The organism is Paraburkholderia adhaesiva (assembly GCF_021390575.1).
Classification (GTDB): Bacteria; Pseudomonadota; Gammaproteobacteria; order Burkholderiales; family Burkholderiaceae; genus Paraburkholderia; species Paraburkholderia adhaesiva.
Window position 1 is genome coordinate 2,874,689 of sequence record NZ_JAJEJQ010000001.1, and the last position, 14,986, is coordinate 2,889,674.

Sequence of the window (14,986 nt, forward strand, 5' to 3'; positions counted from 1 at the left end):
TGTCCGCGTTTTCGTGCGCCATCTCACCCGCAGCGAGGCCGCTGCGGTAGCGCGACACCCCTCTGCTATAGTCTCCTCATCCCCTTTTTCTGACTTTCGCGACGCGTGGACCAAATCCCGTTATGGGCGCAGATTAGCGCCGTTTTCGTCCTCCTGGTCTGCTCCAGCTTCTTCTCGATCTCCGAAACGGCGATGATGGCACTCAACCGCCATCGACTGAAACACCTCGCCAACCAGGGGGCACTCGGCGCGAAGACGACGCAAAAGCTCCTCGGACGAACCGATCTGCTGCTCACCGTCATCCTGATCGGCAACAACCTGTTCAACACGATCATCCCGGTCCTCACCACCTCGATCGCGCTGCACACGTTCGGCCATGACAATCTCGTGCTCTCGATCGCGACCGGTCTTGTCGCATTCCTGATCATCGTGTTCGCGGAGATCACGCCGAAGATCGTCGGCGCAACGTTTCCGGAAAAAATCGCCCTGCCCGCGAGCCTCCTGATCGCGCCGCTCATGCGCGTGACGAAGCCCGTCGTGTGGTTCGTGAACCAGTTCGCGAACGGCCTCCTGCGCCTGTTGCATATCAACACGAGCAAAGGGCGCGACCTGCGCCTCTCGACCGACGAACTGCGCACCATCGTGCTCGAATCGGGCAGCTTCATGCCGACCAAGCACCGCAGCATCCTGATGAACCTGTTCGACCTCGAGAACATCACCGTCGACGACGTCATGATCCCGCGCCGCCGCATCGAGGCGCTCGACTTCGAGGCACCGCTCGAAGATATCCTGCATCAGCTGGAAACCTGCTATCACAACAAGTTAATCGTCTATCAAGGCGACATCGACCGCGTGCTTGGCGTCCTGCACGTGCGCAAGACACTGTCCGCCCTGCACAACCAGGAACTGGAGCGCGAGACGCTGCGTGAACTGCTCGCCGAGCCGTACTTCGTGCCGACCGGCACGCCCGTGTTCCAGCAACTTCAGTACTTCCAGGAAAGCCGCCATCGCATCGCGCTCGTCGTGAACGAATACGGCGAGATGGAAGGTCTCGTCACGCCGGAAGACATCATCGAGGAACTGATCGGCGAATTCACGACGACGATGCCGCGCAGCGGTGCCGGCCGCGGCGGCTGGAACGAGGACGGCGAATGCATCGTGGCCGGCAGTATGCCGTTGCGAGAACTGAATCGCTGGTTGCACCTGACGCTCCCCACCGACGGGCCGAAGACACTCAACGGCCTGATCCTCGAAGTGCTCGAGGAGATTCCGGAAGGCGACGTGTGCCTGCAGATCGGCGACGTGAAGCTCGAAGTGCTGCGCAGCGACGATCAGGGCGTGCGCACCGTGAAACTTTTCAAGCCCGGCGCGAAGCCGCGCGCGAGCACGCTGAAAAAAGCCAGGAACCGCCTGCCGGGCCGTTAGCCATCCGGCCGAATAGCGCGCGAATCGCGTGTCGTTCGATGATGGAACCGTTTCTTCTTCGAGGCGGCTCCATCCGATGATTCCCCTTCCTTATCGCACGGCGTCGCGCCACCCGTGTGCCGCCGCACAAGCAGCGGCGAGTGGTGGTGGCGTGCCACGTCCCGCGTCGTTCGCAAAGCCCACCGCTGCGCCCGCCGACGACGCCCCCGCCGTGCGCCTGCTCACCGAAACGCTTGGCGAAGCAGCGCGCCGCAATGCGTCCGATCTCCACATCGAGCCACTCGAGCACGGCTGGCGCATCCGGCTACGGATCGATGGCGTGCTGCACGAGATGATGCGGCCGCCCGCCCATCTACGCGATGCGTTCATCACGCGCGTCAAGGTGCTCGCGCGCATGGATATCGCGGAGCGGCGCATTCCGCTCGACGGTCGCCTGCGGCTCGCACCGCCTCACCTCGGCCAGCCCGCCGAAGACTATCGCGTGAACTCGCTGCCTACGCTGTTTGGTGAAAAGCTCGTGCTGCGGCGGCTCGAAACACTGCCCGAAGACCTCACGCTCGCGGCGCTCGGACTCGACGAGGCGCAGCGGCAGACCGTCGCCGACGCGATTCGCGCGCCGCACGGTCTCGTCCTCGTGACAGGCCCGACGGGCAGCGGCAAGACGCTTTCGCTCTACTGCTTCCTGCAGATGCTCAACGAAGACTCGCGCAATCTTTGCTCGGTGGAAGATCCCGCCGAGATCCAGCTCGCGGGCATCAACCAGGTCAACGTGCGTGAGAAGGCCGGACTCACGTTCGCCGTCGCGCTGCGCGCACTGCTGCGTCAGGATCCGGACGTCATCATGATCGGGGAGATCCGCGACGAGGAAACCGCCAGCGTCGCGGTGCAAGCGGCGCAGACGGGACACCTCGTACTCTCGACTCTGCACACCAACGACGCACCTTCGGCGGCGGCGCGTCTGATCGACATTGGCGTTGAGCCTTATAACCTCGCGGGCGCGCTGCGGCTCGTCACCGCACAGCGACTCGTGCGCCGGCTGTGCCCGCTGTGTCGCGTGCCAGCCCGAGAACCCGCCGCGACGTTGCGCGCAGCTGGGCTCGACGGCAATCAGGAGACCTACGCTGCGGGTGGCTGCGAAGCATGTCACGGCATCGGGTATCGCGGGCGGGTCGGTATCCACGAGATCATGCCGGTGTCGGAGGCGATACGCGAACGGATCGTCGCCAAGCAAGGCGCACACGCCATCGCGCAGCAAGCGCGCGCGGACGGTGCAGCGACGCTGCGCGAAGCGGCGCTCGAGCGAGTTCGCGACGGCACGACGAGTCTTGCCGAAGCACTCTCGGCCACGGATTCGGCATGACACCCGCGGCCGTCAAACTGGATCGAGCGCCCCCCGAATGGCGCTTCGCCTGGCGAGGCGTCGACGCAACGGGCGCGCAAAAGCGCGGCACGCTGATCGCGATAGACGCCGCGTCCGCCCGGCAGGCGCTCAAGCGCGAACGCATCACCCTCACGACCCTCACACGGCAACGAGCGGCACCGGACCCGCGCGCCAGCCCCACCGATATCACCCGCTTCACGCGTCAACTATCGAGCCTCTTGCGCGCCGGCCTGCCGCTTGCACCCGCGCTCGACCTGCTCGCGCAGTCTCCCGGGCCGCAAGGCATGCCACGCATTGTGGGCATGCTCGCACGCGATATCACCGCGGGCATGCGGTTTTCCGATTCGCTCGCTCGTCACCCAGAACGCTTCGGCGCACTCTATTGCCAACTAGTCGCAGTCGGCGAGGCATCGGGCGCGCTGGCTGCCGTCCTCGCCCGCATCGCCGACGACCGCGAGCGCGCCGCCGCGCAGCGCTCCAAAGTTCGCGCCGCGCTCACCTATCCGGTCGCCGTACTGCTGCTTGCCGTCGCGATCACGGCGGCGTTACTGATCTGGGTCGTCCCGACGTTCAAGCAGATATTCGACGGATTCGGCGCCGCTCTGCCGGCACCCACGCAGTTCGTGCTGATGCTGTCCGCCGGAGCCGCACGCTGGAGCATGCCGGCGGCCGCCTGCTGCGCAATGGTCGTGTTCGCGACGCGCAGCGTGCTGCGCCATTTCGCACGCGCCCGCATCGCCTTTGGCCGCCTTCTGCTGAAATTGCCGCTCGCCGGCTCGCTGCTCACCGCGTTGTGCGCCGCGCGCTGGAGCCGGGCCCTTGGTACGCTGCTCACCGCGGGCACCCCACTCGCCGACGCGTTCGTTTCGCTCACCCACGCCAGCGGCAATGCATTTTTCGACCATGCGAGCGCGGGCATCAGCGCACGCCTGCGGCACGGCGAACGTCTCGCTGCCGCCATGCGCGCGGCCGGCTGCTTTCCCGCCGATGTGATCCAGCCGGTTGCCGTCGCTGAAGAATCCGGCGCGCTCGACACAATGCTGCTCGACGTCGCCTCGCTCGCCGACCGTCAGGTTGACGAAAAGATCGGGTTGCTTTCGAGTTTGTGCGAGCCGCTAGTAATTGTGGTGCTCGGCGCACTGGTTGGTGGGCTCGTCGTCGCGATGTATCTTCCCATCATTCAACTCGGCAACGTGGTGTAGCATCGCTGCCAGATTCCTATACTGCTTATGCCCGTTCATATTCCATCCACTGCGAGTCTCGCAACGCCCGACGCGCTCGGCATGCTGCCGCCCGCCCTGACGATGGGCTTTGCGATCGTCCTTGGGCTCATCGTCGGCAGTTTCCTGAACGTCGTGGTACATCGCCTGCCGCTCATGCTCGAGCGCGCGTGGCGCGCCGACGCCGCCGAGGCGAACGGCCAGCTCTTCACCGACGACGGCCTACCCGAGCGCTACAACCTGTGGCTCCCCCGCAGCGCCTGCCCGCACTGCGGCCACGTACTCAGGGCTTGGGAAAACATTCCTGTAATCAGCTGGCTCGCGTTGCGCGGGCGCTGTTCCCACTGCCACGCACGCGTGAGCGTGCGCTATCCGCTCATCGAACTCGCGGGCGCGATCTGTGCGGTAATCGCGCTGATCGTGTTCGGCCCTTCGGGCAAGGCGCTAGCCGCGTTCATACTGTGCGCGGCGCTCATTGCGGCCAGTGCGATCGATCTCGAACACCAGATGCTTTACGACGAAATCACGCAGCCGCTCCTCTGGGGTGGATTGATCGTGAATCTGTCCGGCACATTCGTCAGTCTGCACGAGGCCGTGATCGGTGCCGTCGCGGGTTATCTCGCGCTCTGGTGCGTCTACTGGCTGTTCCGGCTGTTGCGTGGCATCGAGGGCATGGGCCAGGGCGATTTCAAATTGCTCGCGGCGCTTGGCGCATGGCTCGGCTGGGGCGCGCTGCCGCAGATCGTCGTGATCGCCGCCGTCGCGGGCGCAGTGATCGGGCTCACGGCGACGCTGACCGGGCGCATGCGTTTCGAAGAGCCGCTGCCGTTCGGACCATATCTTGCCGCGGGCGCGCTCGTCACGCTCTTCGTCGGCACACCTTTCTCGCCGTCCTATGTAGCGTGGGGGAACTGATCGATGTTCCTGGTCGGACTCACAGGAGGCATAGGCAGCGGCAAGTCGACCGTGGCAGATCTGTTCGCCGCACGCGGCGTGCCTGTCGTCGATACCGACGTAATTGCCCATCAGATCACGGCGCCCCAAGGCGTTGCGATGCCAGAGATCCGCGAAAAATTCGGCTCCGAATTCGTCGCACCCGATGGCTCGATGGACCGCACCCGCATGCGCGCTCTGGTCTTCAGCGACGAATCCGCGCGCAAACGGCTGGAAGCGATCACGCACCCGCTGATACGGTCGGAAACCGAGCGGGCTTCGCGCGCCGCCCGCGGCCCCTACGTAATCGTCGTAGTGCCGCTTCTCGTGGAATCGGGTACGTGGAAGGCACGCGTCGACCGTGTGCTCGGTGTCGACTGCAGCGTCGAAACGCAGATCGCCCGCGTAATGAAACGCAACGGCTTCACGCGCGAGCAGGTGCTGGCCATCATCGCTCGCCAGGCCACGCGTGAAGCGCGTCTTGCCGCGGCCGACGACGTCGTCGTCAACGACGGCGCGTCTCTCGAATCACTCTCAAGCGATGTAGACACGCTGCATGCGCAGTACGTTGCTCTCGCGAAGGCGCAAGAGACAAACCCGCCCGGCTGAACACCGGCAAGCGCGACAGATAAGGTAGAACAGACAGGCAAAAGGCTCTCTTTTCGGACGACAGCGCTACGCAACAGGTACTACGTACGGTGTCGGCGCAAAATCCGACCGCTCTCACAAGCCCCTGCGATTGCGACTGTAGTCCCACAGCATTAGAATGTCCTGCAATCTTTCACCGACCACGCCAGAGGCGAGCGCGCTTGATTCTTTACGAGTATCCCTTCAACGAGCGAATCCGAACGCTGCTGCGCCTCGAAGATCTCTTCGAGCGCTTCACGTTTTTCCTGACGCAGGAGGATCCGAGGGAACATCATGTCGCGCTCACGACGCTTTTCGAAATTGCGGAAGTCGCGGGCCGCGCCGACCTCAAGTCGGACCTGATGAAGGAACTCGAAAGGCAGCGTCAGACGCTCGCACCGTTCCGGGGCAATCCTGGCATCGAACAAACTGCGCTCGAAGCCGTGCTAGGCGAGATCGAGCAGACGCTCGCGGGCCTCACGCAGATGCAGGGAAAGACCGGCCAGCATCTCGCCGAAAATGAGTGGCTTGCCAGTATCCGCAGCCGCGCGATCATTCCGGGCGGCACCTGCAAGTTCGACCTGCCGTCGTACTACGCGTGGCAACAATTGCATGCCGACCAGCGCCGCCAGGACATCGCGAAGTGGGTGATGCCGCTCCTGCCGCTGCGCGACGCTGCCGCGATCGTGTTGCGCCTCGCGCGCGAATCAGGTCAGGCGTCGAAAGTAATGGCGATGCAGGGCAGCTACCAGCAGATGCTTGCGGGTCGCGCCTGGCAGTTGATGCAGGTACGCGTGGCACCGGAATTGCGCGTGATTCCAGAAGCCAGCGCCAACAAGTACATGTTGTGGGTGCGCTTCACCGTGCAGGATGGCGATCTGCGGCCACGCGCGGTAGATGTCGATGTGCCGTTCCACTTGACGCTATGCAGCCTGTGACGCCTCGCGGGCTGATTTTCACCAACGCGTCGCGAACCGAATACCGTTCGATCGAATGATTACTGCTGTCAAATGTCCGACTTGTGGCAAAGAAGTCCGCTGGGTGCCTGAAAACCGGTTCCGGCCGTTCTGTTCCGAACGTTGCAAGCAGATGGACCTCGGCGCCTGGGCCGCCGAAAAGTACCGCATCGGCGGTAACGACGAAGAGACGCCGCCCGAGGACGCACCGCCCACGGATACGCGTCAGTAAGCGAAAAAACGAACGAGCAATAAAAAAACCGCTGCGCGATTCACGCAGCGGTTTTTTTCGCCTCACCCGGCGGCCAGCCACTCCAGGACCGGAATGGTGGCCGGCAGAAGCGGTTCGACGCTCGCCGGCAGCGACTGCCAGACGAACGCCTGTCCCTCGCGTCCGTGCGGTTCGCCGCTCCACTCAGTCACCTTGCAGAAGTAAAGGCGCACATAGGCATGCGGATAGTCGTGTTCGAGCGTGTGCCACAGGTGGCACGCCTTCACGTCGATGCCGAGTTCCTCGTGCAGTTCGCGCGCGAGCGCCGCCTCGATCGACTCGCCCACCTCCAGCTTGCCGCCCGGAAACTCCCAGTACCCGGCGTAGGGTTTGCCTTCCGGGCGTTGCGCCAGCAGATAGCGGCCGTCCGGCTGCACGATCACGCCGACCGCCACCTCGGTGACGGGCCGCATCTGCGCCGATCCAGCCTCGGAAGCCCCGCTCATGCGCTTTGCACCTTCTTGCCCGACCAGTCGCGCGCGAACTGCCACGCGACGCGGCCCGAGCGCGAACCGCGTTCCAGCGCCCAGACGAGCGCATCGCCGCGCGCGGCTTCGACTTCGGCGTCACCGCACCCGAAGTGGCGCAGCCAATGGCCGACGATCGTCAGATAGTCGTCCTGCTTGAACGGATAGAAGCTCACCCACAGGCCAAAGCGCTCGGACAGGGAGATCTTCTCCTCGACCACCTCGCCTGGATGGATTTCGCCGTCGGGCATGTGCCTGTACGACTCGTTGTCGCTCATGTACTCGGGCAGCAGATGACGGCGGTTCGACGTCGCATAGATCAGCACGTTGTCGCCCTGCGCGGCCACCGAGCCGTCCAGCGCCACCTTGAGCGCCTTGTAGCCCGATTCGCCCTCCTCGAACGAGAGGTCGTCGCAGAACACGATGAAGCGCTCGGGGCGGTCAGCGATCAGATCGACGATATCGCCGAGATCGTGCAGATCGTCCTTGTCGACTTCGATCAGACGCAGGCCATCCTTCGCGTAGGCATTCAGGCAAGCCTTGATCAGCGACGACTTGCCCGTGCCGCGCGCGCCCGTGAGCAGCACGTTGTTCGCAGGCTTCTTCTGCACGAACTGGCGCGTGTTGCGTTCGATGAGGTCTTTCTGGCGGTCGATGTTCTGCAGGTCGTCGAGCGAGATAGACGAAACCGCCGGCACCGGCTGCAGATAGCCACGGCCCTGGCGCTTGCGCCAGCGGAAGGCCACGGCCGCGTTCCAGTCGACGGTGGGTGCGGCCGGCGGCAGCACTGCTTCAAGGCGGCCGAGGAGCGCTTCGGCGCGCGTCAGAAACTGTTCGAGCTTATCCATGGGAATCGTGGCTTAAATCAGGAGCGGTAGTCGGCGTTGATGCTCACGTAGTCGTGCGAGAGGTCGCAGGTCCAGACTGTGGCCTGCGCGTTGCCGCGGCCGAGCAGCACGCGAATCAGGATCTCGCTCTTCTTCATCACGCGCTGGCCGTCCTCCTCGCGGTACGCCGGGTTGCGACCGCCGGCCTTCGCGACGAGCACGTCGTCGAGATAGAGATCGACCTTGTCGACATCGAGGTCGGTTACGCCCGCGTAGCCGATCGCGGCCAGGATGCGGCCCAGGTTGGGGTCCGACGCGTAGAAGGCCGTCTTGACGAGCGGCGAGTGGCCAATCGCGTAGGCGATCTGGCGGCACTCGGCAACGTCCTTGCCACCCTCGACCTGCACGGTCATGAACTTCGTCGCGCCTTCGCCGTCGCGCACGATCAGTTGCGAAAGCGTCTGCGCCACTTCGGTCACGGCATCGCGCAGCGCCGCGTACGCGGGCGAGTCCGTCGACGTGACGGCCGGCAGGCTCGACTTGCCCGACGCGATCAGGATGAACGAGTCGTTCGTCGAGGTATCGCCGTCGATGGTGATGCAGTTGAACGAGCGGTCTGCGACGTACTTCACGAGTTCGTCGAGCACGGGCTGCGCGACGTACGCATCGAACGCGAGGAAGCCCAGCATCGTCGCCATGTTCGGCTTGATCATGCCCGCGCCCTTGCTGATGCCCGTGAGCGTGACCGTATGCCCGTCGATCGCGACCTGGCGCGACGCGGCCTTCGGCAGTGTGTCGGTCGTCATGATCGCCTGCGCGGCGTCATACCAGTTCGCGGCCTGGCGGTTGGCGAGTGCGGCGGGCAGGCCGGCCTTGAGGCGATCGAGCGGCAGCGGCTCCAGAATCACCCCCGTCGAGAACGGCAGCACCTGCGAAGACTCGATACCCGCGAGTCGCGCAAGCTCGTCGCAGGTTGCGCGCGCGATCGCGAGGCCCGGCTCGCCCGTCCCGGCGTTCGCGTTACCCGTGTTGACGACGAGCGCACGAATCCCCTTACCGTTCGCGAGATGCTCGCGGCACACCGTCACCGGCGCGGCGCAAAAGCGGTTCAGCGTGAACACGCCCGCGACGCTCGCGCCTTCGTCGACGGAAATCACGAGCACGTCCTTGCGGTTCGGCTTGCGGATATTGGCCTCGGCCCAGCCGAGCGTCACACCGGCGACCGGGTGGAGTTGTGCGGGATCGATCGAGGGGAAATTGACAGCCATGGTAGCGACCTGTCTAAAAGGCAATGCCGGCCAAGGCGCGTAAGGCCTCACCGGCATTGGGAATCACGAAGGCCGTGCCCGGAAGCGAGGTCCGGGTCACGGAATCAACGGCAGAGCCGCGCGAAGCGAGTGGCGACGCGGTTCACGCGCACGCCGTCCGGCATCACGCAATCTTGCCGTGGCACTGCTTGTACTTCTTGCCGCTGCCGCACGGGCACGGATCATTGCGGCCAACCTTCGGCACACCCTGCCCGTCCGTCGCGTGCGCGTGGCCCATGGCCGCGCCGACCATCGCCGTAGCCGCATCGGCCGCGACCGGCGCCGCTGCCGGACCGGGCGCCGCCTCGGCTTCGGCGAATTCGGCGTGACGGAATTCGACATTCTCCAGATGGCTGCTGTGCTCTTCCATCTGCTCAGCGGCCTGTTCGAGTTGCTCCGGCGACTGGATCTGCACGTTCATCACGATGCGCGTGACTTCGAGCTTCACCGCTTCGAGCATCGCCGCGAACAGTTCGAACGCTTCGCGCTTGTATTCCTGCTTCGGATTCTTCTGCGCATAGCCGCGCAGATGGATGCCCTGACGCAGATGGTCAAGCGCGGCAAGGTGTTCGCGCCAGCTGCGGTCGAGCGTCTGCAGCATGACCGAACGCTCGAATGCGCTGAACGATTCGCGGCCGACGAGCGCGACCTTCTGCTCGTAGGCCTCGTCGGCGGCGGCGACCACGGCTTCGAGAATCTCGTCGGCGTCGATCGACGACGACTCGTTGATCATCTCCTGAATCGCAAGGTCGAGCTGCCATTCGTTGCGCAGCACTTCCTCCAGCTCGGGGACGGCCCACTGCTCCTCGATGCTGGCGTGCGGCACGAACTCGCGCACGATCTCCGTGATGACGCCATGACGCATCGCGCCGATCGTCTCGGTGATGTCGTGCGCTTCGAGCAGCTCGTTACGCTGCTGATAGATCACCTTGCGCTGATCGTTCGACACGTCGTCGTATTCGAGCAGCTGCTTGCGGATATCGAAGTTGCGCGCCTCGACCTTGCGCTGCGCCGACTCGATCGACCGGGTGACGATGCCCGCCTCGATCGCCTCGCCTTCGGGCATCTTCAGGCGGTCCATGATCGCGCGCACGCGGTCGCCGGCGAAGATGCGCAGGAGCGGGTCTTCGAGCGACAGATAGAAGCGCGACGAGCCCGGGTCGCCCTGACGGCCCGCACGGCCGCGCAGCTGGTTGTCGATACGGCGCGATTCGTGGCGCTCGGTGCCGATGATGTGCAGGCCGCCCGCGGCCTTCACCTGATCGTGCAGCGTCTGCCATTCGTCGTTGAGCTGCTGGATGCGGCGCGCTTTTTCGTCGGCGGGAATGGCTTCGTCGGCTTCGATGAACGACGCCTGCTTCTCGGCGTTGCCGCCGAGCACGATGTCGGTACCGCGGCCCGCCATGTTCGTGGCGATGGTGATGCGCTTCGGACGACCCGCTTCGGCGACGATCGCCGCTTCACGCGCGTGCTGCTTCGCGTTGAGGACTTCGTGCGGCAACCCTGCCTTCACGAGAAGATCCGCGAGCAGTTCCGAGTTCTCGATCGACGTCGTACCCACCAGCACCGGCTGGCCACGCTCGTAACAATCGCGGATGTCGCGAATCACGGCGTCGTAACGCTCGCGTGCGGTCTTGTAGATCTGGTCCTGCTTGTCGATGCGCTTCGGCGGCCGGTTCGTCGGGATCACGACGGTTTCGAGGCCGTAGATCTCGTTGAATTCGTACGCTTCGGTGTCGGCCGTGCCGGTCATGCCCGACAGCTTCGCGTACATGCGGAAGTAGTTCTGGAACGTGATCGATGCGAGCGTCTGGTTCTCGCTCTGGATCTTCACGTGCTCCTTCGCTTCGACAGCCTGGTGCAGGCCGTCCGACCAGCGGCGGCCAGCCATCAGACGGCCGGTAAACTCGTCGACGATGATGACTTCGCCGTTCTGCACCACGTAGTGCTGGTCCTTGAAGAACAGCGTGTGCGCGCGCAGGGCGGCATAAACGTGGTGCATCAGCGTGATGTTCTGCGGCGCGTAAAGGCTCTCGCCCTCGCCGATCAGGCCCCACTCGGCGAGCATGCGCTCGGCCTTCTCGTGACCCGATTCCGTGAGGAACACCTGACGCCCTTTCTCGTCGAGCGTGTAATCGCCCGGCTTTTCGACGCCCGTGCCGTCGGCCTTCTCTTCGCCGATCTGGCGTTCGAGCAGCGGCGGCAGCGCGTTCATGCGCACGTAGAGTTCGGTGTGGTCTTCGGCCTGACCCGAGATGATGAGCGGCGTGCGAGCCTCGTCGATCAGGATTGAGTCCACTTCGTCGACGACCGCGAAGTTCAGCGCCCGCTGCACACGCGCCTCGGTCTCGTAGACCATGTTGTCGCGCAGGTAGTCGAAGCCGAACTCGTTGTTCGTGCCGTACGTGATGTCCGCGCCATAAGCTTCCTGCTTCATGGCGTGGTCCATCTGCGACAGGTTGATGCCGACGGTCAGACCAAGGAAGTTGTAGAGGCGTGCCATCCACTCGGCATCGCGCTGCGCGAGGTAGTCGTTCACCGTCACGACGTGCACACCGCGGCCGGCGAGTGCATTCAGATACACGGGAAGCGTCGCGACGAGCGTCTTGCCTTCACCGGTGCGCATTTCAGCAATCTTGCCGTAATGCAGCACCATGCCGCCGATCAGCTGGACGTCGAAGTGGCGCATCTTGAGCACGCGCTTGCTGGCTTCGCGGCAAACCGCAAACGCCTCGGGCAACAGCTCGTCGAGCGAGGTGCCGTTCGCGACGCGCTCGCGGAATTCATCGGTCTTCGCGCGCAGTTGCTGGTCGGTGTATTGCTCGATCTGCGGTTCGAGCGCATTGATCGCCGCGACCGTCTTCTGATATTGCTTGACCAGGCGCTGATTGCGGCTGCCAAAGATTTTCTGTAAGAAACCGGTGCTCATCGGATCGGTGTCGGCGTCGGGGCTTCGACCAGGATTCCTCGCAGGTTTTCGGCGGGGTTTTTGCGCGCGCTCTCTGCGCTTACCCTGCTCAGCCTGCGGACGCACCCGGTTCGGAAAGACCTCGGCGACTTAAGCCCAAATTAGTGGATTTGAATCGCGCATTTTAGCACGCGCCCTCGTGGCCGCCTGTGTCAGTGGCAAGACGCCCTGAGCGCGTGAAATGCCCGCGCGGAAAGCCTCCCGGCCGCTCGCCCCCCATTTGCGGACAAGTCCTGGCCGAACGACTGGAAGGCGCGTGGGCGCTTGCCGCGCAAGCTACAATGACGACATCTGCATGCGGCGTCGCGTACGCGCCCTTCCTCCTCCTGACATGAGCCGTTTTTCGCCATTTTCAAGGCCGCCAGCGCCAGGCTTCGCCCGGCCGGTCGCCGAACTGTTGAGCCGCACCGAGGCGCTCGCGCCGCTGCGCGCGGGCGTCGAGCAGATGACGGCCATGCGGCGCGACCTGGAGGCGCTGCTGCCCGACTATCTCGCGACAAGTGTCGAGCCGGGCTTCATCAAGGACGGCAAGCTCGCGCTCTTCACGGCGCATAACGCGCTCGCGGCGAGGTTACGGCAACTGGAACCGCGCCTCGTTGCCGACTTGCAGGCGCGCGGCTGGCCGCTCGATTCAGTGCGCATTCGCGTGCGCCCACAATCGGTGAAGGAAGCGAAGCCGCCCAAAGAGGCACGCATGTCGCCCGCGGGTGCGGAGGCGCTGAGGGCGCTCAGCGAGGAGCTGCCACCTTCGCCGCTCCAGGCGGCACTCGCGAAGATGGCGGCGCGCCATTCGAACAAGCGTTAATTCACTTGTCGCGTCTCAAGGTGCCATACGCTGAATAGGCTGGATGCGCTGGAAATGAAAAAGGGCGGCATCAAGCCACCCTTTTTGCTGACACTGCCGAGCGCTCTGCTCAGGCGAATGCGGTTTGCGCTTCGTAGCCGAAGCCGAGCGGCGCCTTTTGCTTGTCGTCGAAGGTCACCAGTTCCCAGGCGTCTTCGTGCTTGAGCAATTCGCGCAGCAGCGCGTTGTTCAGGCCATGGCCCGACTTGTACGCCGTGTACGACGCGAGCAGCGGATGCCCCACCACATACAGGTCGCCGATCGCGTCGAGCATCTTGTGCTTCACGAACTCGTCGTCGTAGCGAAGGCCGTCGTTATTCAGGATGCGGTATTCGTCGAGCACGATCGCGTTGTCCATGCTGCCGCCGCGTGCGAGGCCCAACTCGCGCATCATTTCGACTTCGTGCGCGAAGCCGAACGTGCGGGCACGCGCGATCTCACGCACGTACGACGTATTCGCGAAATCGACTTCAAGCGCCTGGCCCGTCTTGTCGACGGCCGGATGGCGAAAATCGATCGTGAACTTCAACTTGAAGCCGAAATACGGATCGAGGCGTGCAAATTTGTCGCCCTCGCGGATTTCGACCGGTTTCTTGACCTTGATGAACTTCTTCGCCGCGTTCTGCTCTTCGATACCCGCCGACTGGATCAGGAACACGAACGAGGCCGCGCTGCCGTCCATGATGGGAATTTCTTCCGCAGTTACATCGACGTAGAGGTTGTCGATACCGAGGCCCGCGCACGCCGACATCAGATGCTCGACCGTCGAGACACGCGCGCCATCCTTCTGCAGCACCGAGGCGAGACGCGTGTCGCCGATCGACATCGCCGACGCGGGGATATCCACCGGGGTCGCCAAATCCACGCGCGAAAACACGATGCCCGTGTCCGGGGCCGCCGGACGGAGCGTCAGGTCGACCTTACGGCCCGAGTGCAGGCCGATGCCGACTGTCTTCACGATTGATTTGATGGTTCGCTGCTTCAACATGGTGTTCTGGTCATTGAAAATCCCAATCGGGATTTTTTAATTCATAGCCCCAATTATACTCCAGATACGCGGCGTTCGTTGTTCTCCGCAGCGCGATACTCTGTTTCCCGCTGTTACGCCAACGCAATCAAGCAGCACGGCCGATGCCCGAAACGGAGGCGTTTCCGGTCATCGGCCTGCCTTGTGCCACGTAATGGCCCGTCACAATTGCGCCGTCGGCTCGTTGCGCTGCGGCAACGTGTCGCCGGTCGGCGCCCTCAGGCGGGACCCAATGTGGCGAGGATGCTCGCCGCATCGCTGACTTCGAACTTGCCGGGTGCTTCGACGTGCAGCGTCTTGACCACACCCTCGTCGACCACCATCGCATAGCGCTGGGAACGAAGCCCCATGCCACGCGCCGACAAATCCTGCTCCAGACCAAGCGCCTGGGTGAATGCCGCGCTGCCGTCGCCCATCATGCGTACCTTGCCCGCGGTACGCAGTTCGCGCCCCCACGCACCCATCACGAACGCGTCGTTGACCGACACGCACCAGACCTCGTCGATGCCGGCCCCGGCAAGCGCCTCAGCCTTCTCGATGTAACCCGGAACGTGCTTCGCCGAACACGTGGGCGTAAACGCGCCTGGCAATCCGAAGATCACCACACGCTTACCCGCCGTCTGTTCGCGCACGTTGAAGCTGTTCGGCCCCAACGTGCAGCCTGCGCGGTCATCCTCGACATACTCGTAGAGGGTCGCGTCGGGCAGCAATTCACCCTGTTTGATCATGGCTC

The 14,986-nt window shown here is 64.1% G+C and carries 14 protein-coding genes; 8 read left to right on the forward strand and 6 right to left on the reverse strand.

From position 1 onward, the window contains the following. Positions 1 to 105: 105 nt before the first annotated feature. The 7 genes from L0U80_RS13015 (at position 106) to L0U80_RS13045 (ending at position 6,774) form a co-directional block, all read left to right on the forward strand. Positions 106 to 1,425: an HlyC/CorC family transporter gene (locus tag L0U80_RS13015; protein ID WP_233864704.1), complete on the forward strand. Its 1,320-nt coding sequence runs from the start codon at positions 106 to 108 to the stop codon at positions 1,423 to 1,425. A 76-nt stretch (positions 1,426 to 1,501) separates the two neighbouring features. After that, complete coding sequence (locus L0U80_RS13020) at positions 1,502 to 2,785, forward strand: GspE/PulE family protein (RefSeq protein WP_267954693.1); 1,284 nt, start codon at positions 1,502 to 1,504, stop codon at positions 2,783 to 2,785. Then, a complete protein-coding gene (locus L0U80_RS13025; protein WP_233864706.1) occupies positions 2,782 to 4,008 on the forward strand; it encodes a type II secretion system F family protein in 1,227 nt (408 codons plus the stop codon). Before L0U80_RS13020 ends, L0U80_RS13025 begins: the two co-directional genes overlap by 4 nt. Before the next feature lie 27 nt (positions 4,009 to 4,035). Next, on the forward strand, positions 4,036 to 4,941 hold the full coding sequence (locus tag L0U80_RS13030; protein WP_233864713.1) for a prepilin peptidase: 906 nt from the start codon (positions 4,036 to 4,038) through the stop codon (positions 4,939 to 4,941). A 3-nt stretch (positions 4,942 to 4,944) separates the two neighbouring features. Continuing rightward, a complete protein-coding gene (gene coaE, locus L0U80_RS13035; protein ID WP_233864714.1) occupies positions 4,945 to 5,568 on the forward strand; it encodes a dephospho-CoA kinase in 624 nt (207 codons plus the stop codon). Between the two features lie 200 nt (positions 5,569 to 5,768). Further along, the gene (gene zapD / locus L0U80_RS13040; RefSeq protein WP_233864715.1) at positions 5,769 to 6,524 is read left to right on the forward strand and encodes a cell division protein ZapD; all 756 of its coding nucleotides are present in this window, start codon (positions 5,769 to 5,771) and stop codon (positions 6,522 to 6,524) included. 55 nt (positions 6,525 to 6,579) lie between these two features. After that, complete coding sequence (locus L0U80_RS13045) at positions 6,580 to 6,774, forward strand: DNA gyrase inhibitor YacG (RefSeq protein ID WP_233864716.1); 195 nt, start codon at positions 6,580 to 6,582, stop codon at positions 6,772 to 6,774. Positions 6,775 to 6,836: 62 nt separating this feature from the next. Here L0U80_RS13045 and mutT read toward each other — a convergent pair whose 3' ends face one another. The 4 genes from mutT to secA form a co-directional block, all read right to left on the reverse strand. Further along, the gene (gene mutT, locus L0U80_RS13050; RefSeq protein WP_233864717.1) at positions 6,837 to 7,259 is read right to left on the reverse strand and encodes an 8-oxo-dGTP diphosphatase MutT; all 423 of its coding nucleotides are present in this window, start codon (positions 7,257 to 7,259) and stop codon (positions 6,837 to 6,839) included. Then, positions 7,256 to 8,128, reverse strand: a complete 873-nt coding sequence (locus L0U80_RS13055; RefSeq protein ID WP_233864718.1) for an ATP-binding protein — start codon at positions 8,126 to 8,128, stop codon at positions 7,256 to 7,258. Before L0U80_RS13055 ends, mutT begins: the two co-directional genes overlap by 4 nt. 17 nt (positions 8,129 to 8,145) lie before the next feature. Next, a complete protein-coding gene (argJ, locus tag L0U80_RS13060) occupies positions 8,146 to 9,375 on the reverse strand; it encodes a bifunctional glutamate N-acetyltransferase/amino-acid acetyltransferase ArgJ (protein WP_233864719.1) in 1,230 nt (409 codons plus the stop codon). A 163-nt stretch (positions 9,376 to 9,538) separates the two neighbouring features. Next, complete coding sequence (gene secA, locus L0U80_RS13065) at positions 9,539 to 12,343, reverse strand: preprotein translocase subunit SecA (protein WP_233864720.1); 2,805 nt, start codon at positions 12,341 to 12,343, stop codon at positions 9,539 to 9,541. A gap of 370 nt (positions 12,344 to 12,713) precedes the next feature. Between secA and L0U80_RS13070 the strand changes: the two genes are divergently transcribed. Continuing rightward, positions 12,714 to 13,187 carry a DciA family protein gene (locus L0U80_RS13070; protein WP_233865924.1) on the forward strand — a complete coding sequence of 158 codons (474 nt, stop codon included), beginning with the start codon at positions 12,714 to 12,716 and terminating at the stop codon, positions 13,185 to 13,187. Positions 13,188 to 13,296: 109 nt separating this feature from the next. Here L0U80_RS13070 and lpxC read toward each other — a convergent pair whose 3' ends face one another. Together lpxC and L0U80_RS13080 are read right to left on the reverse strand one after the other, a co-directional pair. Further along, a complete protein-coding gene (gene lpxC, locus L0U80_RS13075; RefSeq protein WP_233864721.1) occupies positions 13,297 to 14,214 on the reverse strand; it encodes a UDP-3-O-acyl-N-acetylglucosamine deacetylase in 918 nt (305 codons plus the stop codon). A 257-nt stretch (positions 14,215 to 14,471) separates the two neighbouring features. Then, positions 14,472 to 14,981, reverse strand: a complete 510-nt coding sequence (locus L0U80_RS13080) for a peroxiredoxin (protein ID WP_233864722.1) — start codon at positions 14,979 to 14,981, stop codon at positions 14,472 to 14,474. Between the last annotated feature and the right edge of the window lie 5 nt (positions 14,982 to 14,986).

Excerpts from the sequence above, each read along its gene's own strand:
- L0U80_RS13020 (WP_267954693.1), top strand. The coding sequence starts at position 1,502 with ATGATTCCCCTTCCTTATCGCACGGCGTCGCGCCACCCGTGTGCCGCC.
- L0U80_RS13025 (WP_233864706.1), top strand. The coding sequence starts at position 2,782 with ATGACACCCGCGGCCGTCAAACTGGATCGAGCGCCCCCCGAATGGCGC.
- L0U80_RS13030 (WP_233864713.1), top strand. The coding sequence starts at position 4,036 with ATGCCCGTTCATATTCCATCCACTGCGAGTCTCGCAACGCCCGACGCG.
- coaE (WP_233864714.1), top strand. The coding sequence starts at position 4,945 with ATGTTCCTGGTCGGACTCACAGGAGGCATAGGCAGCGGCAAGTCGACC.
- L0U80_RS13045 (WP_233864716.1), top strand. The coding sequence starts at position 6,580 with ATGATTACTGCTGTCAAATGTCCGACTTGTGGCAAAGAAGTCCGCTGG.
- mutT (WP_233864717.1), bottom strand. The coding sequence starts at position 7,259 with ATGAGCGGGGCTTCCGAGGCTGGATCGGCGCAGATGCGGCCCGTCACC.
- L0U80_RS13055 (WP_233864718.1), bottom strand. The coding sequence starts at position 8,128 with ATGGATAAGCTCGAACAGTTTCTGACGCGCGCCGAAGCGCTCCTCGGC.
- argJ (WP_233864719.1), bottom strand. The coding sequence starts at position 9,375 with ATGGCTGTCAATTTCCCCTCGATCGATCCCGCACAACTCCACCCGGTC.
- secA (WP_233864720.1), bottom strand. The coding sequence starts at position 12,343 with ATGAGCACCGGTTTCTTACAGAAAATCTTTGGCAGCCGCAATCAGCGC.
- L0U80_RS13070 (WP_233865924.1), top strand. The coding sequence starts at position 12,714 with ATGAGCCGTTTTTCGCCATTTTCAAGGCCGCCAGCGCCAGGCTTCGCC.
- lpxC (WP_233864721.1), bottom strand. The coding sequence starts at position 14,214 with ATGTTGAAGCAGCGAACCATCAAATCAATCGTGAAGACAGTCGGCATC.
- L0U80_RS13080 (WP_233864722.1), bottom strand. The coding sequence starts at position 14,981 with ATGATCAAACAGGGTGAATTGCTGCCCGACGCGACCCTCTACGAGTAT.